General features: G+C 65.1%; 24 protein-coding genes. 11 read left to right on the plus strand and 13 right to left on the minus strand.

Annotation, left to right across the window (positions count from 1 at the left end; all coding sequences use genetic code 11):
- Window positions 1-318, minus strand: a complete 318-nt coding sequence (locus AXW67_RS07025; protein ID WP_027553919.1) for a DUF2849 domain-containing protein — start codon at window positions 316-318, stop codon at window positions 1-3.
- Entirely contained in the window at window positions 315-1,742 is a 1,428-nt protein-coding gene (gene cysG / locus AXW67_RS07030) for a siroheme synthase CysG (protein WP_063677263.1), read from the minus strand. The genes AXW67_RS07025 and cysG overlap by 4 nt, the downstream gene beginning before the upstream one ends.
- 243 nt (window positions 1,743-1,985) lie before the next feature.
- Between cysG and cysD the strand changes: the two genes are divergently transcribed.
- The 4 genes from cysD to AXW67_RS07050 all read left to right on the plus strand — a co-directional run bounded on the left by cysD (window position 1,986) and on the right by AXW67_RS07050 (window position 7,472).
- Complete coding sequence (cysD, locus tag AXW67_RS07035) at window positions 1,986-2,780, plus strand: sulfate adenylyltransferase subunit CysD (RefSeq protein WP_027553921.1); 795 nt, start codon at window positions 1,986-1,988, stop codon at window positions 2,778-2,780.
- 22 nt (window positions 2,781-2,802) lie between these two features.
- Window positions 2,803-4,719: an adenylyl-sulfate kinase gene (gene cysC, locus AXW67_RS07040; RefSeq protein ID WP_027553922.1), complete on the plus strand. Its 1,917-nt coding sequence runs from the start codon at window positions 2,803-2,805 to the stop codon at window positions 4,717-4,719.
- Between the two features lie 306 nt (window positions 4,720-5,025).
- Window positions 5,026-7,191 carry a malate synthase G gene (locus AXW67_RS07045; protein WP_063677264.1) on the plus strand — a complete coding sequence of 722 codons (2,166 nt, stop codon included), beginning with the start codon at window positions 5,026-5,028 and terminating at the stop codon, window positions 7,189-7,191.
- A gap of 80 nt (window positions 7,192-7,271) precedes the next feature.
- Complete coding sequence (locus AXW67_RS07050) at window positions 7,272-7,472, plus strand: CsbD family protein (RefSeq protein ID WP_027553924.1); 201 nt, start codon at window positions 7,272-7,274, stop codon at window positions 7,470-7,472.
- Between the two features lie 59 nt (window positions 7,473-7,531).
- Here AXW67_RS07050 and AXW67_RS41650 read toward each other — a convergent pair whose 3' ends face one another.
- On the minus strand, window positions 7,532-7,687 hold the full coding sequence (locus AXW67_RS41650) for a Thivi_2564 family membrane protein (RefSeq protein ID WP_145927457.1): 156 nt from the start codon (window positions 7,685-7,687) through the stop codon (window positions 7,532-7,534).
- 278 nt (window positions 7,688-7,965) lie between these two features.
- Here AXW67_RS41650 and AXW67_RS07055 point away from each other — a divergent pair, with 278 nt between their 5' ends.
- Both AXW67_RS07055 and AXW67_RS07060 read left to right on the plus strand, forming a co-directional pair.
- Window positions 7,966-10,059 carry a methyl-accepting chemotaxis protein gene (locus AXW67_RS07055; protein ID WP_063677265.1) on the plus strand — a complete coding sequence of 698 codons (2,094 nt, stop codon included), beginning with the start codon at window positions 7,966-7,968 and terminating at the stop codon, window positions 10,057-10,059.
- Between the two features lie 262 nt (window positions 10,060-10,321).
- Window positions 10,322-12,415, plus strand: a complete 2,094-nt coding sequence (locus tag AXW67_RS07060; protein ID WP_063677266.1) for a methyl-accepting chemotaxis protein — start codon at window positions 10,322-10,324, stop codon at window positions 12,413-12,415.
- 79 nt (window positions 12,416-12,494) lie between these two features.
- On the opposite strand, the gene AXW67_RS07065 is transcribed toward AXW67_RS07060, so the two are convergent.
- Both AXW67_RS07065 and AXW67_RS07070 read right to left on the minus strand, forming a co-directional pair.
- On the minus strand, window positions 12,495-13,145 hold the full coding sequence (locus AXW67_RS07065) for a DUF2865 domain-containing protein (RefSeq protein WP_063677267.1): 651 nt from the start codon (window positions 13,143-13,145) through the stop codon (window positions 12,495-12,497).
- Window positions 13,146-13,162: 17 nt separating this feature from the next.
- Complete coding sequence (locus AXW67_RS07070) at window positions 13,163-13,960, minus strand: L,D-transpeptidase (protein ID WP_063677268.1); 798 nt, start codon at window positions 13,958-13,960, stop codon at window positions 13,163-13,165.
- Window positions 13,961-14,168: 208 nt separating this feature from the next.
- Between AXW67_RS07070 and AXW67_RS07075 the strand changes: the two genes are divergently transcribed.
- The 3 genes from AXW67_RS07075 (at window position 14,169) to AXW67_RS07085 (ending at window position 16,268) form a co-directional block, all read left to right on the plus strand.
- Window positions 14,169-15,284: an AI-2E family transporter gene (locus AXW67_RS07075; RefSeq protein WP_063677269.1), complete on the plus strand. Its 1,116-nt coding sequence runs from the start codon at window positions 14,169-14,171 to the stop codon at window positions 15,282-15,284.
- A 78-nt stretch (window positions 15,285-15,362) separates the two neighbouring features.
- Entirely contained in the window at window positions 15,363-15,728 is a 366-nt protein-coding gene (locus AXW67_RS07080; RefSeq protein WP_027553930.1) for an ElaB/YgaM/YqjD family protein, read from the plus strand.
- A gap of 84 nt (window positions 15,729-15,812) precedes the next feature.
- Entirely contained in the window at window positions 15,813-16,268 is a 456-nt protein-coding gene (locus AXW67_RS07085; RefSeq protein WP_063677270.1) for a hypothetical protein, read from the plus strand.
- A gap of 40 nt (window positions 16,269-16,308) precedes the next feature.
- Here AXW67_RS07085 and AXW67_RS07090 read toward each other — a convergent pair whose 3' ends face one another.
- From AXW67_RS07090 to AXW67_RS07100, 3 genes are all read right to left on the minus strand, one after another.
- Window positions 16,309-16,713 (minus strand): hypothetical protein, encoded by a 405-nt coding sequence (locus tag AXW67_RS07090; RefSeq protein ID WP_027553932.1) that lies wholly within the window; start codon window positions 16,711-16,713, stop codon window positions 16,309-16,311.
- Between the two features lie 301 nt (window positions 16,714-17,014).
- On the minus strand, window positions 17,015-17,614 hold the full coding sequence (locus AXW67_RS07095) for a nuclear transport factor 2 family protein (protein ID WP_063677271.1): 600 nt from the start codon (window positions 17,612-17,614) through the stop codon (window positions 17,015-17,017).
- A gap of 191 nt (window positions 17,615-17,805) precedes the next feature.
- A complete protein-coding gene (locus tag AXW67_RS07100) occupies window positions 17,806-18,612 on the minus strand; it encodes a response regulator (RefSeq protein ID WP_063677272.1) in 807 nt (268 codons plus the stop codon).
- A gap of 250 nt (window positions 18,613-18,862) precedes the next feature.
- On the opposite strand from AXW67_RS07100, the gene AXW67_RS07105 reads away from it, so the two are divergent.
- Both AXW67_RS07105 and AXW67_RS07110 read left to right on the plus strand, forming a co-directional pair.
- Entirely contained in the window at window positions 18,863-19,093 is a 231-nt protein-coding gene (locus AXW67_RS07105; protein WP_027553935.1) for a NepR family anti-sigma factor, read from the plus strand.
- Window positions 19,093-19,641 carry a sigma-70 family RNA polymerase sigma factor gene (locus AXW67_RS07110; protein ID WP_027521710.1) on the plus strand — a complete coding sequence of 183 codons (549 nt, stop codon included), beginning with the start codon at window positions 19,093-19,095 and terminating at the stop codon, window positions 19,639-19,641. The genes AXW67_RS07105 and AXW67_RS07110 overlap by 1 nt, the downstream gene beginning before the upstream one ends.
- Window positions 19,642-19,776: 135 nt before the next feature.
- On the opposite strand, the gene AXW67_RS07115 is transcribed toward AXW67_RS07110, so the two are convergent.
- The 5 genes from AXW67_RS07115 to AXW67_RS07135 form a co-directional block, all read right to left on the minus strand.
- Window positions 19,777-21,435, minus strand: a complete 1,659-nt coding sequence (locus tag AXW67_RS07115; protein ID WP_063677273.1) for a CHASE domain-containing protein — start codon at window positions 21,433-21,435, stop codon at window positions 19,777-19,779.
- A gap of 327 nt (window positions 21,436-21,762) precedes the next feature.
- Window positions 21,763-22,386, minus strand: a complete 624-nt coding sequence (gene ureG, locus AXW67_RS07120; RefSeq protein WP_063677274.1) for an urease accessory protein UreG — start codon at window positions 22,384-22,386, stop codon at window positions 21,763-21,765.
- Window positions 22,387-22,494: 108 nt separating this feature from the next.
- Window positions 22,495-23,223: an urease accessory protein UreF gene (locus AXW67_RS07125; RefSeq protein ID WP_063677307.1), complete on the minus strand. Its 729-nt coding sequence runs from the start codon at window positions 23,221-23,223 to the stop codon at window positions 22,495-22,497.
- Window positions 23,204-23,848 carry an urease accessory protein UreE gene (gene ureE / locus AXW67_RS40290; protein ID WP_082907808.1) on the minus strand — a complete coding sequence of 215 codons (645 nt, stop codon included), beginning with the start codon at window positions 23,846-23,848 and terminating at the stop codon, window positions 23,204-23,206. Before ureE ends, AXW67_RS07125 begins: the two co-directional genes overlap by 20 nt.
- 13 nt (window positions 23,849-23,861) lie before the next feature.
- Window positions 23,862-24,161, minus strand: a complete 300-nt coding sequence (locus tag AXW67_RS07135; protein ID WP_027553941.1) for a putative quinol monooxygenase — start codon at window positions 24,159-24,161, stop codon at window positions 23,862-23,864.
- Window positions 24,162-24,263: the final 102 nt, after the last annotated feature.

Genomic DNA, 24,263 nt, shown 5'->3' on the forward strand with positions numbered 1-24,263 from the left:
TTAAACCTGGGCCGGCTGTCCGATGGTCACGCCGGTGCGGCGGATCTGTTCGCGCAGATTGCCGGGTTCGACCTTGCCGTCCTCGCCGACCTGCACCGGAGCGATATAGGCACCCACGGCGCCGACGTCATCGGCAACGGACTCCGCAAGCAACGCTTTTGCCTCGTCGGAGTTGCGCACGATCGCAGCCTCCGACAGGTCGGCGGACCAGCCCTTGCTGGCGGTGCGATAGACCACCGCACCATCCCAGGTGCGATTGGCGGTCACGACCGAGGTACCGGCGATACGGATCTTCTTTTGTTCAAGCGGGGAGGTCATTCGGCTGCATCCAACAGGTCAGAGATGATTTGTTTGGGAGTTTGGCGGCGAAGGGAACCGGCATGCCGGACCACCTCGCCGATGATGAGAATGGCAGGACCGCCATTGGTCCGCCGCACGAGCTCGGGCAGGTCGCGCAGCGTGCCGATCGCGGCTTGCGCATCGGGCCGGGTGACGCGGGCGAACACACCGACCGGCGTCTCCGGCGAACGGCCGGCCGCGAACAGGCCGGCGCGCACGGCAGGCGCGGCAGTCATGCCCATGTAGACCACGACGGTCATTTTCGTATCGGTCAGTGTCGACCAGTCGACGGTTTCGGCATCGCGCGCCTTGTGCGCGGTGAGGAAGGTGATGCGCGTGGCTTCATGGCGGTAGGTGAGCGGCACCTCGAAATCGGCGGCGCCGCCGATGCCGGCGGTGATGCCGGGAATGATCGAATAGGCGACGCCCGCCGCCCGCAACGCTTCAACCTCTTCGCCGCCGCGGCCGAACACGAAGGGATCGCCGCCCTTCAGCCGCACGACGCGCTGGCCGGCCTGTGCGGCATCGATCATCCGCCGGTTGATGGCGTCCTGGCCGATGCCGGGCTTGCCGACGCGGCGGCCGACGGGAACGCGCGTGGTGTCGCGACGGATGCGGTCGAGAATCTCTACCGAGACCAGCTCGTCATGGAAGACGACATCGGCGTCCTGCAACGCGCGCAGCGCCTTGATGGTCAGAAGATCGGGATCGCCGGGGCCTGCGCCGACCAGCGTGACGGAGCCCTCCGGCTTGTCGGCGCGCGCGAAGGCGGACGGATCTGAAACAGCCTTGAGTGCCGCATCCGCCTCATCCTTGCGGCCGGCGAGCACGGCGGCGCCGATCGGACCGTCGACCACGCGCTCCCAGAAGCGGCGGCGCAACGGAAACTCGGCGATGCGCTCGTTGATCGATTTGCGGAAGCCGCCGATGAACTCGGCAAGCTCGCCGATGCGGGCCGGCAGCAGCGCCTCGATCTTTTCGCGCACGCGCCGCGCCACCACCGGCGAGGTGCCGCCGGTGCCGACGGCGACCACGACATCGCCGCGATCGACGATCGCCGGGAAGATGAAGCTGGAATGCTCGAGGTCGTCCATGACGTTGACGGGCAGGCCGAGCATCTTGGCGCGCGCTGACATCGCAACGCCGACATCGCCCGCTCCTGCGCAGACGACGGCGATGACGCCAGCGAGATCGGCGACAAGCGGATCGCCGGCATCGAATTCAATGTGCGCGGTGCCAGCATCGCCGAGACCGCCGAGGTCATGATTGCCGTCGATCGCATGCACGCGAATGCGCGCCCCGGCGGCCGCGAGCACGCGCAGCTTGGCGCGCAAAAGCTCGCCCGCGCCGATGAGGACCACCGGACCGGCCTTGAGATCGAGGAACACCGGCAAGAACCGCATGCGATACTCGTTTCCCCAATTCGGGGTTGACTGGAATTATTTTCTATATATGTGTCGTTTCGAGCGCGCAAAGAGAAAATTTTTTCTTCTCTTCTGCACTGCAACTATAGAATTTTCGCCTCCAAACGCAAAGTGGCAGAGATGCATCTTCTCAAGGACGATTCCGCAGCTGACGGACTGAGCAGCCCGGCGCTCGCCGAGCGCGTGCGCGCGCAAGAATTTTCTGCCGACCTTGCTCCGAGCATGGACCATCTCGACCAGCTTGAGGCGCAGAGCATCTACATCTTCCGCGAGGCCTTCGCCCGGCTGAAGAAGATCGCACTCTTGTGGTCACTCGGCAAAGACTCCAACGTCATGATCTGGCTGGCGCGGAAGGCGTTCTTCGGCCGCATGCCGTTCCCTGCCCTTCACGTCGATACCGGCAAGAAGTTTCCGGAGATGTATCGCTTCCGCGATCACTACGGAAAAGAGTGGGACCTCGATCTTCGCGTCGAGCCCTGCCCGCCGATCGATGCCGTCGATCCGACCCTGCCGCCGGCCGCGCGCTCCGCCGCGCGCAAGACCGAGGGTCTGAAGATGGCGCTCGGCAAATTCGGCTTCGACGGCCTGATCGCCGGCATCCGCCGCGACGAGGAGGCAACCCGTGCCAAGGAGCGCGTGTTCTCGCCGCGCGGGCTCGAGGGCAATTGGGACGTGCGCGACCAGCCGCCGGAGTTCTGGGACCAGTTCAACGCCTCGCCGCCGCCGGGCGCGCATCTGCGCATCCACCCGATCCTGCATTGGACCGAGGCCGACATCTGGGCCTACACCAAGCGCGAGAACATCCCGATCATCCCGCTCTATCTGTCGCAGAACGGCAAGCGCTATCGCTCGCTGGGCGATCAGGACATCACCAATCCGGTCGCTTCGACTGCATCAACCATCGACGAGATCCTGATTGAGCTCGAGCAGACCAAGGTGCCGGAGCGCGCCGGCCGCGCGCTCGACCACGAGACCGAGGACGCCTTCGAGCGTCTGCGCGTCGCCGGCTATCTCTGATCCCTGAGGACGCAACGCGGCTATGAACATGATCGTTACGACGGCTTCGCCCGCCACTCCGAACGGCACCACGCGTCCGCAGGTTCGCATCGTCATCGTCGGCCATGTCGACCACGGCAAGTCTACGCTGGTCGGCCGGCTGCTGCATGAGACCGGCAGCCTGCCCGAGGGCAAGCTCGAAATGCTGCAAGCCGTCAGCGCGCGGCGCGGCATGCCGTTCGAATGGTCGTTCCTGCTCGATGCGCTGCAGACCGAGCGCGACCAGGGCATCACCATCGACACCACGCAGATCCGCTTCCGCACCAATTCGCGCGACATCGTGCTGATCGACGCGCCCGGTCACGCGGAATTCTTGCGCAACATGATCACCGGCGCGTCGCAGGCCGACGGCGCGGTGCTGATCATCGACGCGCTCGAAGGCGTGCGCGACCAGACCCGGCGGCACGGCTATCTCCTGCATCTGCTCGGCGTGAAGCAGGTCGCGATCGTCGTCAACAAGATGGACCGCGTCGACTTCGCCGCCGATCGCTTCAAGGCGATCAGCGACGAGATCTCAGCGCATCTCAATGGCCTCGGCGTGACGCCGACCGCGATCATCCCGATCTCCGCGCGCGACGGCGACGGCGTTGCGACGCGCACCGACCGCATCGGCTGGTACAAGGGCCCGACCGTGGTCGAGGCGCTCGACCGGCTCGAGCCGGCGCGCCCGCTCGAGGCGCTGGCGCTGCGGTTGCCGGTGCAGGCGATCTACAAATTCGATGACCGCCGCATCGTCGCGGGCCGCATCGAATCCGGCAGCCTCATCGCCGGCGACGAGATCGTGATCATGCCGGCCGGCAAGATCGCGAAGATCAAGACGGTCGAAAGCTGGCCGGTGACGCCGGTCGCGACCCGGCAGGGCGCGGGACGCTCGGTCGGCATCACGCTCGACCGCGAGCTGTTCATCGAGCGCGGCGATATCATCGCGCATGCGGGCACGGCCCCGCGCGAGACGCGCCGGCTGCGCGCGCGCATCTTCTGGCTGCACGACAAGCCTCTCGCCAAGGGCGACCAGCTACTGGTGCGCTGCGGACCGAAGGAAAGCCGCGCCACCGTGGTCGCGATCGAGAAGGCGGTCGATCCCGGTGAGCTCTCGAGCACCGAGAACAAGGCGATCGGCCGCAACCATGTCGGCGAGATCGACATTTCACTGTCCAATCCGATCGCGACCGATCCCTACACAGAGAACCCGCGCACCGGCCGCCTCGTGATCGAAGTCTCCGGACGCATCGCCGGCGGCGGTCTGGTGCTGTCGGTGGATGCCGGCCAGCGCGCCGTGCCGGTCGACATCGTGCCGGTGGAATCGGCGCTGCGGCCCGACGAGCGCTCCGCGCGCTATCGCCACAACGGCGCGGTGGTTTGGCTCACCGGCCTGCCAGCCTCCGGCAAGTCGACGCTGGCGAAGGCGCTGGAGCGGCGGCTGTTCACCAACGGCGGCTCGCCCATCCTGCTCGACGGCGACACGCTGCGCGCCGGGCTCAACAGCGACCTCGGCTTCTCCGCCGCCGACCGCAGCGAGAACATCCGCCGCCTCGCCGAAGTCGCAACGCATCTGGCGCGCAACGGCCATATCGCGATCGTCGCCGCCGTCTCGCCGGCCCGCGAAGACCGCGCTACGGCACGTCGGATCGCCGACACCACGTTCCGCGAGATCCATGTCGCAACGCCTGCGGCCGTGTGCGAGGAACGCGACCCCAAGGGTCACTACAAGAAGGCCCGCTCGGGTGCGCTCGCTTCGTTCACCGGCATCGGCAACGACTACGAGACGCCGCAGGCCGCCGAGCTCGTCATCGACACGTCCGCGCGGACGGTTGCGGATGCGGCCGACGAGATCGAGCGGATGTTGAAGGAGACCGGCGTGCTGTTCGACGAGATGGTCGATCTCGCGGCGAATATTTGAGTCTGCCGTATCTCCCCAGTTGTCGTCGCCCGGCTTGATGTGCGGACCGGGCGACCCAGTATTCCAGAGACAGCGTTGGGATACGGAGAAGCCGCGGCGTACTGGATTCCCCGCCTTCGCGGGGAATGACAGCGGTGCGTGCGGCAGCGCACCTCTTCTTGACATTTTGACAAACGGATAGGGGCCTTCTCACGGCCCCGGTTTTGGGGCTAATAGGGCCCCCGAAAGCCGCCCTTTATGGGCGCATTTTGCTGCTGACGGGTCAAAAGCAGCCAAAAACAGCCATTTCCAACAAGAAAGCCCATCATGAAACGCGTCGATGCCCACGGATTGAAGATCGCCCCGGTCCTGTTTGATTTCATCGCCAAGGAAGCGGCCCCGAAAACCGGGATCGCGCCTGACGCGTTCTGGGCCGGGCTTGCCGCCATCCTCAAAGATCTTGGGCCGAAGAACCGCGCGCTGCTGGCGGTGCGCGACACGCTCCAGGCCAAGATCGACGACTGGCACCGCGCCAACAAGGGCAAGCCGTTCGACATCAATGCCTATACCGCGTTCCTGAAGGAGATCGGCTATCTCCTGCCCGAGCCCGCGACGCAGAAGGTCGAGACGGCCAATGTCGACGAGGAGATCGGCAAGATCTGCGGTCCGCAGCTCGTCGTGCCCCTCACCAATGCGCGCTACGCGCTCAACGCGGCGAACGCGCGCTGGGGTTCGCTCTATGATGCCTTCTACGGCACCGATGCGATTCCGCATGATCCTTCCGAGAGCGGCAAGGGTTACAACAAATCGCGCGGCGACAAGGTGATCGCCAAGGCCAAGGCGTTCCTCGATGCCGCCGCGCCGCTGGCGACCGGCAGCCACACCGACGTCACCGCCTACAGCATCGTCGCCGGCCAGCTTGCGGTGAAGCTGAAGAGCGGCAATGCCACCGCGCTGAAGAACGCCGCGCAATTCGCCGGCTTCCAGGACGATGCGGCCGCGCCCTCCGCGGTGCTGCTCGTCAACAACGGCCTGCATGTCGAGGTCAAGATCGACCGTAGCAACACGATCGGCAAGGACGATCCGGCCGGCGTTGCCGACATGATCATGGAGGCCGCGGTCTCTACCATCCTCGACATGGAGGACTCGGTCGCCGCGGTCGACGCCGAGGACAAGGTGCTGGTCTATCGCAACACGCTCGGCCTGATGAATGGCACCCTCTCGGCGGATTTCGAGAAGGGCGGCAAGACGCTGACGCGCTCGCTCAACACCGACCGCAGCTACAAGACGCCGGACGGCAAGGGCGAGGTGAAGCTGCACGGCCGCAGCCTGCTGCTGATCCGCAATTGCGGTCACCACATGTTCACCGACGCGGTGCTGGACGAGAAGGGTGAGGAGATTCCGGAAGGCATCCTCGATGCCGCCGTCACCGGCCTGCTTGCGATCCATGACCTCAAGGGTCTGTCCAAGAGCAAGAACAGCCGCACCGGGTCGGTCTACATCGTCAAGCCGAAGATGCACGGACCGGACGAGGTGGCACTGACCTGCGAGATCTTCGGCCGCGTCGAGAAGATGCTGTCGCTGCCGGAGAACACGCTCAAGGTCGGCATCATGGACGAGGAGCGCCGCACCACCGTCAACCTCAAGGCCTGCATCCAGCAGGCCTCCAAGCGCATCGTCTTCATCAACACCGGCTTCCTCGACCGCACCGGCGACGAGATCCACACCTCGATGGAAGCGGGTCCGATGATCCGCAAGAACGAGATGAAGGCGCAGCCGTGGATCAAGTCCTATGAGGACTGGAACGTCGACATGGGCCTGATCGACGGCCTGCCCGGCCACGCCCAGATCGGCAAGGGCATGTGGGCCGCGCCCGACAAGATGGCGGACATGCTGGCGCAGAAGATCGCGCATCCGCAGGCTGGCGCCACCACCGCCTGGGTGCCCTCGCCGACCGCCGCGACGCTGCACGCCCTGCACTATCACCAGGTCAACGTCATCGCGCGCCAGCAAGAGCTCACCAAGGGCGGACCGCGCGCCAAGCTCTCCGACATCCTCACCATTCCGGTGTCGAAGTCGAACTGGGCGCCCGACGACGTCAAGCAAGAGATCGACAACAACTGCCAGGGCATTCTGGGCTATGTCGTACGCTGGATCGACCAGGGCGTCGGCTGCTCCAAGGTGCCCGACATTCACGATGTCGGCCTGATGGAAGACCGCGCGACCTTGCGCATCTCGAGCCAGCATCTCGCCAACTGGCTGCACCAGGGCGTCATCACCGAAGCGCAGGTGATGGAATCGCTGAAGCGCATGGCTGTGGTCGTCGACAAGCAGAACGCGGGCGATGCGCTCTACAAGCCGATGGCGCCCGCCTTCGACGGCGTCGCCTTCAAGGCGGCATGCGATCTCGTCTTCAAGGGCCGCACGCAGCCGAACGGCTACACCGAATACATCCTCACCGCGCGCCGCCGCGAGGCCAAAGCCGCGGGCTGATCGGGCGAAAGGTCACGGCGCGCGGCGGAACGGCGGCGCGCCGATCGCGTTGTCCGGCCATCAACTGATTGGAGATGGCCATGGACTGGAATCGCATCGAAGGAAACTGGAAGCAGTTCAAGGGTTCGGCCAAGGAGAAGTGGGGCAAGCTCACTGACGATGACCTCAAACTGATCGAGGGCCGTCGTGAGCAGCTCGAAGGCCGGCTCCAGGAGCGCTACGGCAAGGCCAAGGATCAGGTTCGTCAGGACGTCGACGACTGGCTCAAGTCGCTGCACTAGGGCGCGATAAAGCGAACGAAGCCCCGGCTCACGCCGGGGCTTTTTTGCTCGTAGCCCCGCTAGAACACCGTGAGATATTTCAGCAGCGACACGACGCCGATGATGATGACGATGATGCGCGCGATCTGCTTGGCGCGGCCGTCCATCGGCAACATGTTGATGAGATAAAGAACGAGAATAACGACGAGAAAGGTGACGAGTACGCCGATCAACATCGCAAAGCCCCCTTCAGGCAATTCCTAACGATGTCCTAACGCGCACCCCTAGCTCCCGGTTCCATATCCAGCAACCCCTTACAACTTCTGGTAAATACGTACTTCTACCGGCGGGTCCGCTGCCTAAAATTTTACCCTTTTGCTTCGGAATGCCGAAACCGTTCGGGGCAAGCCGCGAGCGGCACGCGATTGCAGATCACGAGCGCCCTCCCTGTTTTCCTTCATTTGCAGTTGGGAGTGCCCTTAACGAAGCTTGGAATTTGGAATTGGGGGTTTCGATGCTGAATCGTCTGACCGTGTCCGCGCTGCTGAAGGCAGTGATTGCGATCACGTCGGTCTGCGTGGTGATTGCGCTCTCGCTCACCGCCTACGAGTCCTGGGACCGCCTCGCAACCGCGACCCGCATCTCGCACATCGCTTACGCCTCCGCCGACCTGTTCAAGGCGATGCACAATCTGCGCACCGACCGCTCGACCACCACGCGGCTCCTCAACGCGGCCGAGCCGATGGATCCCACAATCGAGAAATATCTGCGGGACCTGCGCGATGCGCAGATGCCCGCGATGGCGCGCGCGCTCGAGCTGCTGCCGACCCTGGACTTTCCGCAATCGGGCACGCTGGTGCCGGAGCTTGCCCGCCTCTACAAATTGCTGACGGAGGAACAGAAGCAGTTCTGGGAAGAGGTGGCGAAGCCCAAGGACCAACGCCGCGCTGCCTTGTCCAAGGAATATATGGAGACGACGCAGGGCCTGCTCGACACGCTCGACAAGCTGTCGAACATCCTGGCCGCGACCGTCAACCACCAGGACGCCGCGATCGACCAGTTGCTGTCGATCAAGCAGAACGCCTGGCTCTTGCGCAACACGGCGGGCGAGGCTTCGCTGATCGTCTCGACCGGACTTGCGGCCGGCAAGATCACGCCGGAAGGCCGCTACGCCTATACCCAGTATGTCGGCGGCACGACGGCGATCTGGAAGGCTCTGGAGTTGTCGACCTCGGGCATGCAGTTGCCCCCGGCGCTCGCCTCCGCCATGGCGGCGGCCAAGACCGGCTATTTCGATGCGCAATATCTGGCCTTGCGTGATCGTCTTGCGGACACGCTGGTCAAGGGTGAAAAGGCCGAGATGACGGCGAACCAGTGGAGCCCCGTGACGGTCGGCCGCATGGCGAGCGCGGTCGCGGTCGCGGAAGCCGCCCTGGACGCCGCCAGGACCCACACGCTGGAGCAGCGCGGCGCCGCGCAGCGCGCGCTGATCGTGCAGCTCGTCCTGCTCGCGCTCGCGCTCGGCCTTGCCGTAGGTGCGATCATGCTGGTCAGCCACCGCGTCATCCATCCCCTCAACAACATCCGCGACGCCATGCTGAAGGTCGCCGGCGGCGACCTCACCGTCGACAGCGGCTATCTCGACCGAAAGGACGAGATTGGCGCACTCGCCGGCGCGCTGGAAACGTTCAAGCAGCAGGCCACCGACAAGCTGAAGATCGAGGCGCATGAGAGCGAGCGCAACGCGGGCGCAGCAGTGCGCCAGCGCGCGGTCGAGGCCTATGTCGGCGAATTCGAGGGCGCGGTCCGCAAGACGCTGGCCGAGCTCGGCGAAGCCTCCGGCGCCATGCGCAAGACCTCTGGCGATCTGTCGGCCGTGTCGCGCCAGACCAACGATCGCGTCCAGGTCGCCGGCAAGGCCTCCAATGACGCTTCGATGAGCGTCGACAGCGTGGCGGCCGCGGCTGAAGAGCTCAGCGCCTCGATCAACGACATCAGTCAGCAGGCCGCCCATGCCGCAGGGATCGCCGGCCGCGCCGTCAGCCAGGCGCGCGAGACCGACGGCACCGTGCAGGGCCTTGCGAAGTCGGCGGGGCGTATCGGCGAGGTCGTCGGCCTGATCAACACCATCGCGGCACAGACCAACCTGCTGGCGCTCAACGCCACGATCGAAGCGGTCCGCGCCGGCGAGGCCGGCCGCGGCTTTGCGGTGGTCGCTTCCGAAGTGAAGTCGCTGGCGAGCCAGACCGCGAAGGCGACGGAAGAGATTTCCGAGCAGATCGCCGACATCCAGAAGGTGGCGGGTGACGCCATCAACGCGATCCAGGCGATCGGCGGCATCATCGGCGAGGTGAACGAGGTCGCCACCGCCATCGCCGCCGCCGTGCAGGAACAGGGCGCGGCGACACAAGAGATCACCCGCAGCACGCAATATGCGGCGCAGGGCACCCGGAACGTCTCCGACAACATCACCGGCGTCAAAGCCGACGCCGACGCCGCAGCCGGCGCCGCCGAGAATGTGAAGCAGGCCTCCGAGCTGCTGGAGACCCAGAGCCGCCAGCTCGGCCAGCAGGTGAGCGACTTCCTCGGCAAGATCAGGGCGGCGTAAGGCTGTGGGTTGCAGGTAAGCGGCCACAAGCCCCCGTGTCGTCCCGGCGAAAGCCAGGACGATGATGAGACGCCGCCCCCAATCGTTAACGACTCCGTAATTTTACGGCAGCGCCACTGTCTAAGTTTTTACCCTTTTCGGGCCAAATGCGCCCAGCGCGCCTGCCAAAAGGCATACGCGCGGTGCGTGCATCCCTTGATTGTCGAAGTTCGTGGGGGCTGCCGTTGGGGGCCACGAACTTCGAAACGTACCGGGGTGTCCCATGCTCAATCGCTTGACCGTATCTTCGCTGCTGAAGGCAGTGATCCTGTCCACCGCGCTCGTCGTGGTCGTCGGATTCTCGCTGAATGCCTGGAGCTCCTGGACCCGGCTGCAAGCGACCAATCGGATCGTCGCGATTTCGGCAGCCTCGGCGGACGTGTTCAAGGCGATGGCCAACATCCGCGCCGACCGCTCGACCAGCAACCGGCAACTCACGTCCGATATCCAGATGGACAAGGACATCGAGACATATATCCGCGACATCCGTAACGACCTGATGCCGGCACTGGCCCGCGCGATCGAGATCCTGCCTTCGATCGACCTCCCGCAGCGCGACGCGATGGTCGCCGACCTCGACCGGTTCAACAAGGCGCTGCTCGCGGCGCAGGCGGAATTCTGGAGCGAGGTCGCCAAGCCAAAGGCGTCGCGCCGCACGGCGCTCGCCAAGGAATACACCGACAGCGAGGACGGGTTGATGGCGATCCTCGAAAAGCTGTCGCCGCTCCTCGCCGCAAGCGTCAACCACCAGGACCCGACCATCGACCAACTGCTGATGATCAAGCAGATGGCCTGGCTGCTGCGCCTGAACGCCGGCGAATCCTCGCTGATCGTCGGCAACGCACTCGGCAGCGGCAAGATCGCGCCTGAGATCCAGCTCGCCTATACGAAATGGGTCGGCGGCACCGCGACCGCCTGGAACGCGATCGAGCTTGCCGCTACCGGTATGCAACTGCCGCCGGCGTTGAGCGCGGCGATGGCAGAAGCCAAATCCGTCTATTTCGATCCCCAGTACGGGAGCACGCGCGACGGCATTATCGCGGCCCTCGCCAAGGGTGAGAAGCCGTCGATGACGGCCAATCAGTGGAGCCCCTATTCGGTCAACCGCATGATGACCGCGGTGAAGCTCGCCGACGCCGCGCTTGCCGCCGCCAAGGACCATTCCGCGGCCCAGCGCGCGACTGCGGTGCAGTCGCTGATCGTCAATACGGCACTGCTCGCGATCGCAATCGCCCTGACCGGCGCCGCGATGCTGGCGGTGAGCCGCCGCGTGATCACGCCGCTGCACCGGATCCGCGATGCCATGCTGAAGGTGGCCGGCGGCGACCTCACCGTCGACAGCGGCTATCTCGACCGAAAGGACGAGATCGGCGCACTCGCCGGCGCGCTGGAAACCTTCAACCAGCAGGCGACCGACAAGCTGAAGATCGAGGCGCAGGAGCGCGAGCGCAATGCCGGCGCCGCTGCGCGCCAACGCGCGGTCGAGGCCTATGTCGGCGAATTCGAGGGCGTGGTGCAGAAGTCGCTGGGCGAGTTGAGCGATGCGTCGGCCGAAATGCGCAAGACCTCGGGCGAATTGTCCGCCGTGTCGCGCCAGACCAATGAACGCGTCGAGGTCGCGGGCAAGGCGTCAAACGACGCCTCCGGCAGTGTCGAAAGCGTCGCCGCCGCAGCCGAGGAGCTCAGCGCCTCGATCAACGACATCAGCCAGCAGGCGGCGCATGCGGCCGGCATCGCCAGCCGCGCGGTCAACCAGGCGCGCGAGACCGACGGCACCGTGCAGGGGCTGGCGCAATCCGCCGGCCGCATCGGTGAGGTCGTCGGCCTGATCAACACCATCGCGGCACAGACCAATTTGCTCGCGCTCAACGCCACGATCGAAGCGGCGCGCGCCGGTGAGGCCGGCCGCGGCTTTGCGGTTGTCGCCTCCGAAGTGAAGTCGCTGGCGAGCCAGACCGCGAAGGCAACGGAGGAGATCTCCGAGCAGATCGCCGACATTCAGAAGGTCGCGGGCGACGCCATCAGCGCGATCCAGGCGATCGGCGGCATCATCGGCGAGGTGAACGAGGTTGCCACTGCTATTGCCGCCGCCGTGCAGGAGCAGGGTGCGGCCACGCAGGAGATCACCCGCAGCACGCAATATGCGGCGCAGGGCACCAAGAATGTCTCGGACAACATCACCGGCGTGAAAGCCGACGCCGACACCGCGGCCGGCGCGGCAGAGAACGTCAGGCAGGCGTCCGAAATGCTGGAGACCCAGAGCCGGCAGCTCGGCCATCAGGTCAGCGATTTCCTCGGCAAGATCCGCGCGGCGTAGGGTACCCAGCCATCACACTCTCGGTGTCGTCCCGGCGAAGACTGGGCGACGATCAGCACGTAAAGCTGAGTCCCTCCCCCTACTCCTTCGCCACCACCGGCAGGTGGCGGAATTTGGCGCGGACCTTCTCCGGCAGCGGGGAGAAGTTCATTGCGGCGCCGCTGCGATCGCTGGCGTTGCGGTTGGCGATGACGAGGCCGTCCCGGCCCGCGACGATGTCGCCCTTGCGCAAGGTCGGATCGTCATCGACCTTGACCGGCGCGAGCCCGACCGCGTCCTTGCCGTTACAGGTGCAGCCCGCCACGATCTCGTTGCGATAGCGGAATGCGTTCGGCAGATCGGAATAGGATTTTCCGCTGTCAGTCGCGGCGTCGTCGATGTTGCTGCCATAGACCACCGAGGTTTCGGCGGCCGGACAAAAGCTCTTGCAGGATTGCGCCTTGCTCTCGGCATCATTGCCCTGCGCCGGAAAGTAGCGGCCGTCGCAACCGCGCACGCAATAGGCCGCGCCGCCATCATAGCTGGCGCGTGAGCGCGGCGTCTCGTAACGCGGCACGTCGTCGGTCGGGAACGGTACCCGGATCTGCGGCGGCGGCCGCATCCGGAAGCCGCCGAACAGTGCCGAGAAGAAATCCTGCGCGTGCGCCGACGGGGTCGGCGCCAAGCCGAGAGACACGACGGTAAAGAGTGCCGCGATCCGGGCCGGTTTGCCGATCGAACGTCTATTCATGCGGCCTCATATGCTCTTCAGTTCACCGACGACGTCGCGATGCTCAGGGCCTGGCGGCCCGAAGGCAGCGTCGTCGCCGCCGGTCGCTTGCGCACGGCATCGCCGCTCCTGTCGCCACCCTTGTCGCCACCCTTGGCCATCAGCGGCGCGCTCTTCGGCAGCACCACCACCCTGGCGCCGACATTGACCCGGCCGAACAGATCGATGACGTCCTCATTGGTCATGCGGATGCAGCCGGAGGAAACGAACTTGCCGATCGTGCTGGGATCGTTGGTGCCGTGGATGCGGTATTCGCTGGAGCCGAGATACATCGCGCGCGCGCCGAGCGGATTGCCCGGGCCGCCGGCGACGAAACGCGGCAGATAGGGCTGGCGCGCGATCATCTCGGCCGGCGGATGCCAGTCCGGCCATTCCGCCTTGCGCGCGACGCTCTGCACGCCCGACCAAGTGAAGCCGTCGCGGCCAACGCCGACGCCGTAGCGGATGGCGCGGCCATTGCCGAGCACATAGTAGAGGTAGGTGTTGCCGGTATCGATGACGATGGTGCCGGCCGGCTCGCTGCGGTCGAAGCTGACGATCTGCTTGCGCAGGCGCTCGGGCAGCGCGGCATCCTCGTCGACGGCCTGTGGCGCTTGGTTTGTGTAACCCCGCGAATAGCCTTGGTCCTGCGGATATGCCAGCGGCTGCATCGGCGCATAGCCAAACATCTGCGCGTGCGCGGCGCCGAACGGCACGGTCAACAATGCTGTCGCGAAGGCAAGAGCGGTGGCGGCGCGCGGCGAGAAGCGGCGGCGGACTGCAGATAACTTTGTCATGTGCTGCCCCGTTGGATGTGTGCATCTGGGTGATGCGGTGCTCCAACAAACGCCCGCGGACCGACTCAAGTTCCGCGAACACTTGCGGCGGCGACGTCACAGTCAAGCGAGCGCTTGTTCACGAAGGCGCGACGGAACCCGCGCGCTGCTGACGCGTTCTCACTCTACCAATGGGCGCGGAGCAGATTTCCCGTGCGGGAGAGGTATTGTGCGCGTCCTTCCCAGTGAACGTCTGATCCCCGGCAACAGCGAAGGCGCACCGCTTCCCGACAGCCACAGTGAGCTGCCGCCCGTCATCCGCCGCACCGAGTTCGTCGCCTTCGCGCTCGCAGGATTACTGGTCATTGCGATCGCGACCGTGCTCTATGTCGGCAAGGCGTTCTTCCTGCCCGTGGTGATGGCCTTCGTCACCGGCACCATGCTGTCGCCGGCTGCAAACTTCCTGGAGCGGCAGAAGGTGCCGCGCGCGCTCGGCGCAGTGCTGATCGTCATAACAGTGACCACTCTGGTCGCCTTCGTCGTCGCGCTGATCGCCTCGCCCGCGATGGAGTGGAGCTCGCGCCTGCCGGAATTGGGCGCGCAGCTGAAGGACAAGCTGCACGTCTTCGACCGGCCGCTGGCGCTGTGGCAGGAGCTGCAGGCCATGGTCGGCGGCGGCTCGGAAGCGCTGCCGAGCTTCCAGATGCCGAAATTCGAATGGGTGCAGCCGACGCTGGAATTCCTGTCGCCGACCTTCACCGAATTCCTGCTGTTCTTCGCCACGCTCATCCTGTTCATCGCGAGCTGGCGCGACCTGCGGCGGGCGCTGATCATGACGTTCAGCGACCGCGATGCGCGGCTGCGCACGCTCCGGATCCTCAACGAGATCGAGGACCATCTCGGCAGCTACCTCCTGACCGTGAGCGTCATCAATATCGGCCTCGGCATCGCCACCGGAATCGTCTGCGCCCTCACCGGCATGCCGAATCCGGCCGGGCTCGGCGCGCTGGCGGCGACGCTGAACTTCATCCCGATCATCGGTCCGATCGCAATGTTCGCCGTGCTCGTCATGGTGGGGCTCGTCGCCTTCCCGACCATCAGCGGCGGCCTCGTCGCCGCGCTCGCCTTCGGCGGTATCGCCTTCCTGGAAGGCCACTTCGTCACGCCGACCATCATCGGCCGGCGGCTGGCATTGAATGCCCTGGCCGTTCTGCTCGCGCTGGCATTCTGGACCTGGATGTGGGGGCCGATGGGCGCCTTCCTGTCGTCGCCGCTGCTGATCGTCGCGCTGATCGTGAAGGAGCATCTGATGCCGGCGGACTCGCCGCAGCTGCCGCAGGCGTGACCGGGTTTCCGTGGCGGAACTTACCCGATGACGAAACGTTTCCCGGTCATCTCAGCCGCCAACAATTCGGAGCTTCTGATGTCAACGACCGAAGCCGGAATGAGAGACTGGACCGACAAGGCCACCAGAGAACGCCTCGAGAAGGATGTAGCAGCCGTGAAAAGCGATATCGCAGCCCTCACCGAACAGATCACCGACGCGCTCAACACCTTCGCCAATTCAGCCGGCAAGCAGGCGCGGCGCGGCTATCGCCAGGCACGCCAGAACGTGGATTCGGCGATGGATGACATGTCGGAGCGCAGCAGCGCGATGATGGACGCGGCGCAGGACGCCTATGGCTCGATCGAGGAGACGCTGGAGGACGCGATCACCCAGCGCCCGCTCGCAACCGTCGGGCTCGCGCTCGGTATCGGCTTCCTGATCGGCCTCGCCTGGCGCCGCTGACGATGCGGGGTGACCGTTCGGGTGACGGCGGCGCGCCGCGCCGCGCCGCCGCGGCTGGCTTGTGGGCAGTTGAGGAGCAAGACCATGTTTCAGCGTATCGTTGACAGCATCAGCGCGTCGACAGGCACGACGGTACGGCTGACGTCCCTCGCCGCCGGCGCCGCATTCGCACTCTTCATCACCACATGCTTCCTGTGCGCGGCAGCATTCATATCGGTCCTGCAAAAATATGGTCCCGTGCAGGCATGCCTCGCCGGCGCCGGCATCTTCTTCCTGCTCACCGTCGCCGCAGCGGCGACGTATTGGGGCTACAAGCGGGCGGTGCAAAAGCGCGCCCGCATCGCCGCCGAGCGCGCCGCGAAGTCGGCGGCGCAGAGCATGCTGACCGACCCCATGCTGCTCGCGACCGGGCTTCAGATCGTCCGCGCCATCGGTATCAAGCGGCTGCTGCCGATCCTCGCCATCGGCGGCGTCGCGCTCGGGATCATGGCGAGCCGCGGCGGCGCAGCGGAAGACGCCGCGGCCGAGCCGGCCGAGTAAGCGCTGGCGGAAAATTCAGATCAGAATCATCCCGCGGGGATCAGGTCACGCAGCGGCCAGGCTGCAGCAGCTTTGCGACCTCGGTCAGCGAGCTGACCATCGGCTCGCAGGCGATCGTCGGCTTGCTGCGGCCCTGCTTCTTCAGCAGAGACGGCGGGGGCTTGGCATTGCTGGCATTGCCAGCCTCGATCACCGCAGGAACCCGCAACAGGACCGACGTATCGGCGAGATCGTTGAGCCGCATCGATACGGTGCGGGTGGGAGTCGCGGCCGGCTTCAGCTCGGCGGCCCGGTCTGCCTTGCCGGCACGATTGACGATATGACTAGGCTTGTCGGAAATGGCCTGCCAGCGGCTGGCAAGGTCATGGCCGGAGGCGAATTGCACTGCACCAAGCGTCGCGGCAATTGCGACGGCGCCCAAAAATACTTTGTGAATCTGTGACATTATTGTTCGTCCCTCGCCCCATGGCGATCGGCGGAACAACGCTGCCGGAATGTCCGGGGTTCTCGGGCGCTACGATCACTTAACCGTGTGCGAAAAAAATCGCGCGGCTCGAGAAATTCGCGCAGCTCAAAAAAATTTGGATCGGGCTTGGAACGACTTTCGCGGCCGGGAGTCGTCTCAACAGCCGGTTATTCCCCCCTGCCCCATAAACCGGCGACGTAGGGCGCGACTGTGGTGATGCCAGTCGCGCCTTACTTTTTTCTGCGGTTTGCTTTTTTCTGCGGTTTGCTTTTGCCGCAGCTTACTTCGCCTTCCCCGCGAGCCACTCCTGCCCTTCGGCATAGAGCTTCTCGACTTCGGCGCCGACAAGGCCCGGCATGTCGCGCTTGACCTTGTAACCGATCAGCTCCTGCATGTAGGCGAGGTGGCGATACCCCTCGGGCAGCGCGGCCAGAGCCTGCGCATCGAGGGGGAGGATTGCCGAAGGATCGACCGGATCGATCCGGTCCTTCTCGTAGATCGGCTGGCGGCGAACAATGCCCCACTTGCTTTGCCGCTTCTCCAGGAAATCGTAGAAGCGTCCGGTGCAGACGACGTCGCAGAGCACGTCGTGCACCGGCGCGCGCTGCGAGATGGTCATCTTGGTCTGCGCGATGGCGCGCTCGCCGGAAAGATCGATGCTGGTGCCGCCGAGGAAATGCAGGATGCGCACACCTTTGGCGAATCCTTCCTGGCTGACGCGGATGAAATCCCGCGCCGGGCCCTGAAACCAGGTGGCGGACATCCAGCATTCCTCGTGCCAGACGGTGGCAAAGCGCTCCCAGTCGCCGGCATCGCGCCAGACCGCCCAGTTCTCGACGAGGTCGCGGATGGCGAGGCGATCGAGCAGCGGCTGGTCCATGAATGCATCTCCCATTGCGTCGCCGCCGCAACGCGGCTGCTGCACGACGTATGAGCAATCCATTCGGCGCCCGTCAAGCGCGGCAAGCCGCCAGGAAGAACCCGGCAAGAAAAGCCAGCAAGAAAAATCCGGCGCACCCTGCGGTACGCCGGATCAAATCGTCATTACGCGCCGAAGTGCGGGCGCCTTCCTTACGCCGCAGGCGCTTTCGGCGCGCGGTTGCGCGAGTTGCGCTGGAAGAACAGCGCCTGGCTCGCCACCGCCGACACCATTGCGGGCTGAAACGGCTTCGAGATCAGGAATGCCGGCTCGGGACGCTCGCCGGTGAGGAAGCGCTCCGGATAGGCGGTAATGAACACCACCGGCACCTCGAACGTGCGCAGGAGCTCGTTGACGGCGTCGAGACCCGAGGAGCCGTCGGCGAGCTGGATGTCGGCGAGGATCAGGCCCGGCCGCTTGTTCTTGGCGAGCGCCACCGCATCCGAATGGGTGCGGGCGACGCCGACGACGTTGTGGCCGAGGTTCTTCACCAGGCTCTCGAGGTCCATGGCGATGAAGGTCTCGTCCTCGATGATCAGCACCTCGGTGGCGATCTCGGCGGCCATCTCGCGTCCCGCGGCGTCGGCGAGACGGCGCGTCTCCGCGACATCGGTGCCGAGGATGAAGGCGACTTCCTCTTCCGAAAATCCTTCGAGCGACAGCAGCAGGAACGCCTGGCGCGGCAGCGGGGTGATGTTCGACAACCGCCGCTCCGGCGGCATCGGCAAGGTGGTGACTTCGGAGTCGTCGTTGACCGAGACCGAATTCCAGATCTGGGTGAACAGCCGGAACAGGCCGGACCGCGGTCCGTGGCTCTCATCGAGCACGGAGGGATCGCCGAGCATGGCTTCCAACATGGCTGCGACATAGGCGTCGCCGGAGGCCTGGCTGCCCGTCAGGGCGCGTGCATACCGGCGCAATAACGGCAAGTGTTCAGCAACAAGCTGTGAACGGGACATCCCCACTCCATTCATCTTCGGGCCAATCCTCAAGTGGACCAAGCGTCAGTTACGGCAGAGGCCAGCCCGGACCTCCCCTGCTCGCCCTGACTTACGCCTGAAACCAAGAAAAGTTCCGCGGCGGCTGGAACTTTTTCTTCGCGCTTGCATTAGCCCAGTCCAGGGAACGGCTCCCGATTGAGAAAAAGTCTCTGTTTTGCAGTCACTTAACTCGGGGAAGCGTGGAACAGGTCATGAAAGATCTCAAGTCATGAAAGATCTAAAGTCTCAAGCCAGCAAGAACACAACCCCCGGCAAGGGTGGCCTCACGCCGGAGATTCAGTCCCGGATTGGGCACCAGTTGCGCGCCATGTACGACGATGTCGTGCGGCAGGGCGTTCCCGACCGGTTCGCGGAGCTCATAAAAAAGCTTGATGCGCCGGGCGCGACACCCCAGGTGGAAAACGATGGGGGAACCAACGACAACCATGGGAGGGACTAATGCCCCTCACTGAATCCCTGCGCGACGATATCCTGGCGGCCGTGCCGAGCCTGCGCGCCTTCGCCATCTCGCTTAGCGGCAACGCCGATCGCGCCGACGATCTGGTGCAGGAAACGTTGCTGCGGGCGCTCGCCAACATCGATTCGTTTCAGCCCGGCTCCAACCTGCCGGCGTGGCTGTTCACGATCCTTCGCAACCTGTTCCGCTCCGACTATCGCAAGCGGCGGCGGGAGGTGGAGGATGCGGAAGGCAACTACGCCAAGACGCTGAAGACGCAGCCGTCGCAGAACGCGCACCTCGAGTTCGAAGAGTTTCGCGCTGCGCTCGACAAGCTTCCGCAGGACCAGCGCGAAGCACTGATCCTGGTGGGTGCCTCCGGCTTCTCCTATGAGGACGCGGCTTCGATCTGCGGCTGCGCGGTCGGCACGATCAAGAGTCGCGTCAACCGCGCGCGCTCGAAGCTCGCGGCCCTGCTCTATGTCGACGGCGCCGAGGACTTCGGCCCGGACGAGACCGTGCGCGCCGTGATCGGCGGCAGCGGCGGCTAGCCGGCAGCAGTCAGAACAGCGAGGAAAGGTGGAGGTGGCCGCCTGATTGGGCGGCCGCCTCTACATGCGCGTCTTCCCTTCTCCCCTTGTGGGAGAAGGAAAAGGAGCTCGCGGCAGCTTTTACCGCATCCAACTTTAGTGCACCGGCCGCACTGGCTGCGAGAATTTCTCGGTGCGGTCGCGCTCGGTCATGTCGACGACGGTCTCCATCGGCGCGGTCAGTTCGTAGATGTAGGAGGCGTCGGTGAAATAGCGTTTGGCGGCGCCCCCTAGCGCTTCGGGGGCGACGCGATCGAGCAGGATCAGACCGAAATCGGAATCGGGACGGCGCGTCGCCTCGCTGGTGTTGAACTCCTCCCAGCGGAAGTGGAAGATCTCCGCGCCCTCTTCGCCCGACACCGTCCAGTTCGCGGTGATGTGCGGATGCTTGCCGACCAGCGACAACCCCTCGTCGGAATGCGAGGCGAGCTCGAAGAACAGCAGCGACAGGCTTTGCGCTGCGCGCGCGCTCACCGCGATGTCCGGACCGCTGACGGCGATGCGATCGGCATGTGGAATGGCGCGTGCCTCGAACAGGCCCTTCAGCTTGACACCCTGCCACTGGCTCTCGCTGAGCAGCGAGACCACGTTGGACATGGCGTGGATGCGCCCGATCAACAGCTCGCGCGCGACATCGATGTCGGAGCCGTGGCGCAGCGTGCGCGTCACGATCGACTGGATCACCGCCAGGATGTTCTTGACGCGATGGTTCAGCTCGTCGATGACCGCGGTCAGGCGCCGCTCGAAGCCGATCCGCACCTGGATTTCCCGGCTGAGCCTCAGATTGTTGTAGGCGACATAACCGAACAGACCGCAGACCATCGCCGTGATGGCGAAGCCGATCGCGGCCACGATGACGGCGGTCTGCTCGGCGCGCCGTGCCGAATTGGTCTTGGCGTAATAGCTGAACTGCCAGTCGCGGCCGCCGAAGCTCAGCGTGCGCGTCGCCGACGGCGCCGGCCCATCGGCCAAGGCGAGGCGCGTGGAGACCACGCCCTGGTCATTGGCCACGAGTTCGCTGCCGTCCTTGCGCGGATCCTTCAGCGCCACGGAGAACAACGACAGATCGTCATTGGTCAGCATCAGCGAGGCGAGTTCGTAGGAAAACGTGATGAAGCCCGCCGGCTCGGTCGCGCCCTCGGGAATGACGGGCGCGGCCACGACGACGCCGACCGGCCCGTTGCCGCGCAGCAGCGGCACCGGGTCGGAGGCGACCGACCTCTTCTCGACCCTGGCCCGCGTCAGCATGGCGCTGAGAACCGGATCCTGATCGTAGCTGCGGCCGGGCAGCGCCTTGGTCTCGTCGCTGCGCGGCTCGAGGTCCATCAGCACATCGATCGGCTGGGTGACGGTGGCGGGATCGATCGGCTTGTCGTCGAAGGTGCGTATCTTCGGATTGGGAAAGCCCGCGCCCGCGATCGCCGCCTGCGCCGCGGCCAGCTCGTTCGGCTTGAGGCGGGCGATCCAGCCGGCCACCACGAAATCGGTCTTGAAGGCGTAGATGGCCGAGCGCAGCGGCTCCAGCATGTTGGGCTTGATCACGGACGGCGCGCGGAACAGGCCGGAGGCGACGCGCGCGAGCAGCTCGCGCTCGGTCAGCCGGTCCTGCACCAGGCTCGCATGCACGTCGATGGCGCGCGCCAGCGCGATGCGGTCGAGCGCCAGCTCCTGGTCGTGCACGCGATAGGCCGCGAGCCCGGAGAGCAGGGCTCCGAGCAGGGCGATGAAGCCGATGATGAAACCCAGCCGGACCACGCGTCTACTCAGAAGAAAGTGGGAGGTCGGCAACAAACACGGAGCATATGAACGCCGCTCGAACGGCCAAGTGCCGAAACAGAGTGGACCTCAGTGACGAAGCCAATAATGAAGGAGGAGGCATCAGGACGCAACTTGGGTTGCCCGAAAAGCTTAATTCGCCCGGCCGATCGTCCGGCCAATACGGCTTTGCTCCGGGCACCAAGATCGTTAATCGCCATGGCGCAAATTTGTTCCGCGGATACAGTTTGGCCGCAGGCGTTAACGACCGGAAAAGCCTGCGTTATGTCGTCGCGCACCGCTAGCCGACCTTTCAAACCTCGCTCTTCACCCCCCCCTCTTCAAACCACCCTTGGCCTCGATGAAGCCGACGATGCGGTCGAGCCCCTCGCTCTTCTTCAGGTTGGTCATTACGAAGGGACGCTCGCCTCGCATCCGCTTGGCATCGGTCTGCATCTTCTCCAGGGAGGCGCCGACATGGGGCGCGAGGTCGATCTTGTTGATGACCAGGAGGTCGGACCTGGTGATGCCGGGGCCGCCCTTGGACGGAATCTTGTCGCCCGCCGCCACGTCGATGACATAGATCGTGAGATCGGCGAGCTCCGGGGAAAAAGTGGCAGCGAGATTGTCGCCGCCGGACTCGATCAGCACCAGGTCGAGATCGGGAAACTTTGCGCGCATGTCCGCTACGGCAGCGAGATTCATCGAGGCGTCCTCACGGATCGCGGTGTGCGGACAGCCGCCTGTCTCGACGCCGGCGATACGGTCCGGCGTCAGCGAGCCCGAGCGCACCAGGAATTCAGCATCCCATTTGGTGTAGATATCGTTGGTGATCGCGGCGATGTCGTAGCGCTCGCGCATGGTCTTGCAGAGCAGGTCCATCAGCGCAGTCTTGCCCGATCCGACCGGGCCGCCGACACCGACGCGCAGGGGGCCGTGAGATTTAGCCATTGATCCGTTCCTATCGTCGTCCTGGCGAAAGCCAGGACCCATTACCACCGAACTCTATTGTCGCGGCAAGCTGAGGCCACACCGATGCATAGCCACGTGCATTCGTGGTTACGACCTGAACAGCCGCGTATATTGCGTCTCGTGGCGGAGACTTGCGAGGTCGGCGCGAAACGTCGCGCCGCCGAGATCGTCCAGCGTCGCAAGCAGCGCACGATTGGCGGTCGCGGCGACCGCAGCTTCCAGCCTCACCAGCACGCGCTGGCTGTCGGTCTGGCCGAGCGGAATGAGCCGGCTCGCCGCGGAGATCCAGTTCGAGACCAACGCGTGCAGGAAGGCGTGCAGCGTCGGCGCGAGCGGCACGCCATGGGCGGCCGCGACCACGCCGACAGCGACGGGATAGACCAATGGCGTGCGGCATGCCGCGACCATGGCATCCAGCCGGTCGGCATCCCACGCCGCTCGCGCGATGTCGACGAAGGCGCGCCCCTGCGAGGTCGTCTCGAGCTGCCGCTCGCGCGAGGGCACAAAGGCCGCAGCGAGCTCTGCGATCTCGCATAGCGAGGCATCCTTGCCCGCCTCGGCGGCACGATAGGCGTGGACGAGGAAGGTCGCGTCGCAGAAGCCCGAGCCGTCGCCGAGCATCGCGTCGAGCCAATCGGCGAGCGTCGCGGTGTCGACAATGTCGCCCGCCTCGACCGCCCATTCGATGCCGCTGGAATAAGAGAAGCCGCCGACGGGAAAGGCCGGCGATAGCCAGGTCATCAGACGATACAGCGCCGCCGCCTCATGCTCGGTCAAACGGCCGGCCTCGACCGGCTCATTTGTGGTCATGAGCATGGTTGTGGCCGTGATGATGGTCCGGATGGTCGCAATGCTCATCGTGGTGATGATGATCGTGGCCGTGGTCATGCGCGGCATGATCATGATGATGGTGATCATGGCCGCGGTGATCGTGGTCATGATCGTGATGGTGATGGCCGTGATCATGATGCGCGTGGTCATGCCCATGCGCGTGGTCATGCCCATGAGCTGCGTCGGCATAGGCGCCGCCTTCGGGATCGAATGGCGCCTCGATCTCGATCACGCGCGCACCCAGCCCCTTTACCATCGCCTCGATGACATGGTCGCGGCGGATGCGCAGGCTCTTCGCCATGATCTGCGTCGGCAGATGGCGGTTGCCGAGATGCCAGGCGACACGGATGAGGTGGTGCGGATCCCGGCCGCGGATCTCCACCAGCGGCTCGGGCGCCGCGACCACCTCGACCAGCCGGCCGTCCTCCAGCACCAGGGCATCGCCGCCACGCAGGGCGACGGCGTTTTCGAGGTCAAGCAGGAATTCGAGCCCGCGCGTGCCCGTCATCGCCATGCGACGGCGGTGCCGATCGTCGAAATCGAGCACGACCGTATCCGCCGCTGCTTCCGTGAAGCGGTGCTGTCCCTTAACCTGCGTCGCCCGGATCATATACTTTACCCTGTTACCTAGTCTCGACCTTTTCCGGCGTGATGACTTCGATCTTCGGCGGCGCCGTAAAACACTTCACAGCCACGCGGCCGAACGTCTTCATGTGCTCCATGGCACGATGCGGCACCAGCGCCTCGGCATTTTCCCACTGCTCGACGAACACCATCTTGGAGGGATCGGTGACGCTCTCATGCAAATCATAGGCGATGTTGCCGGGCTCCTTCCGCGTCTCCTTGATGCACGCGGTGGCGGCTGCGATGAATTCGGCGCGCGTTTCGGGCTTGATGGTCAAAGTGGCAACGACGTAGATCACGAGAAATCCTCCCGGCTTTTCTTCTGAGGTAAGATACCGGGCGCGACATTAGACCAGGCGGGATCGAACGCAAATCGGGAAAAGCTGCCTCCGGACCTGCCC

This window comes from Bradyrhizobium neotropicale, assembly GCF_001641695.1.
Lineage (GTDB): Bacteria > Pseudomonadota > Alphaproteobacteria > Rhizobiales > Xanthobacteraceae > Bradyrhizobium > Bradyrhizobium neotropicale.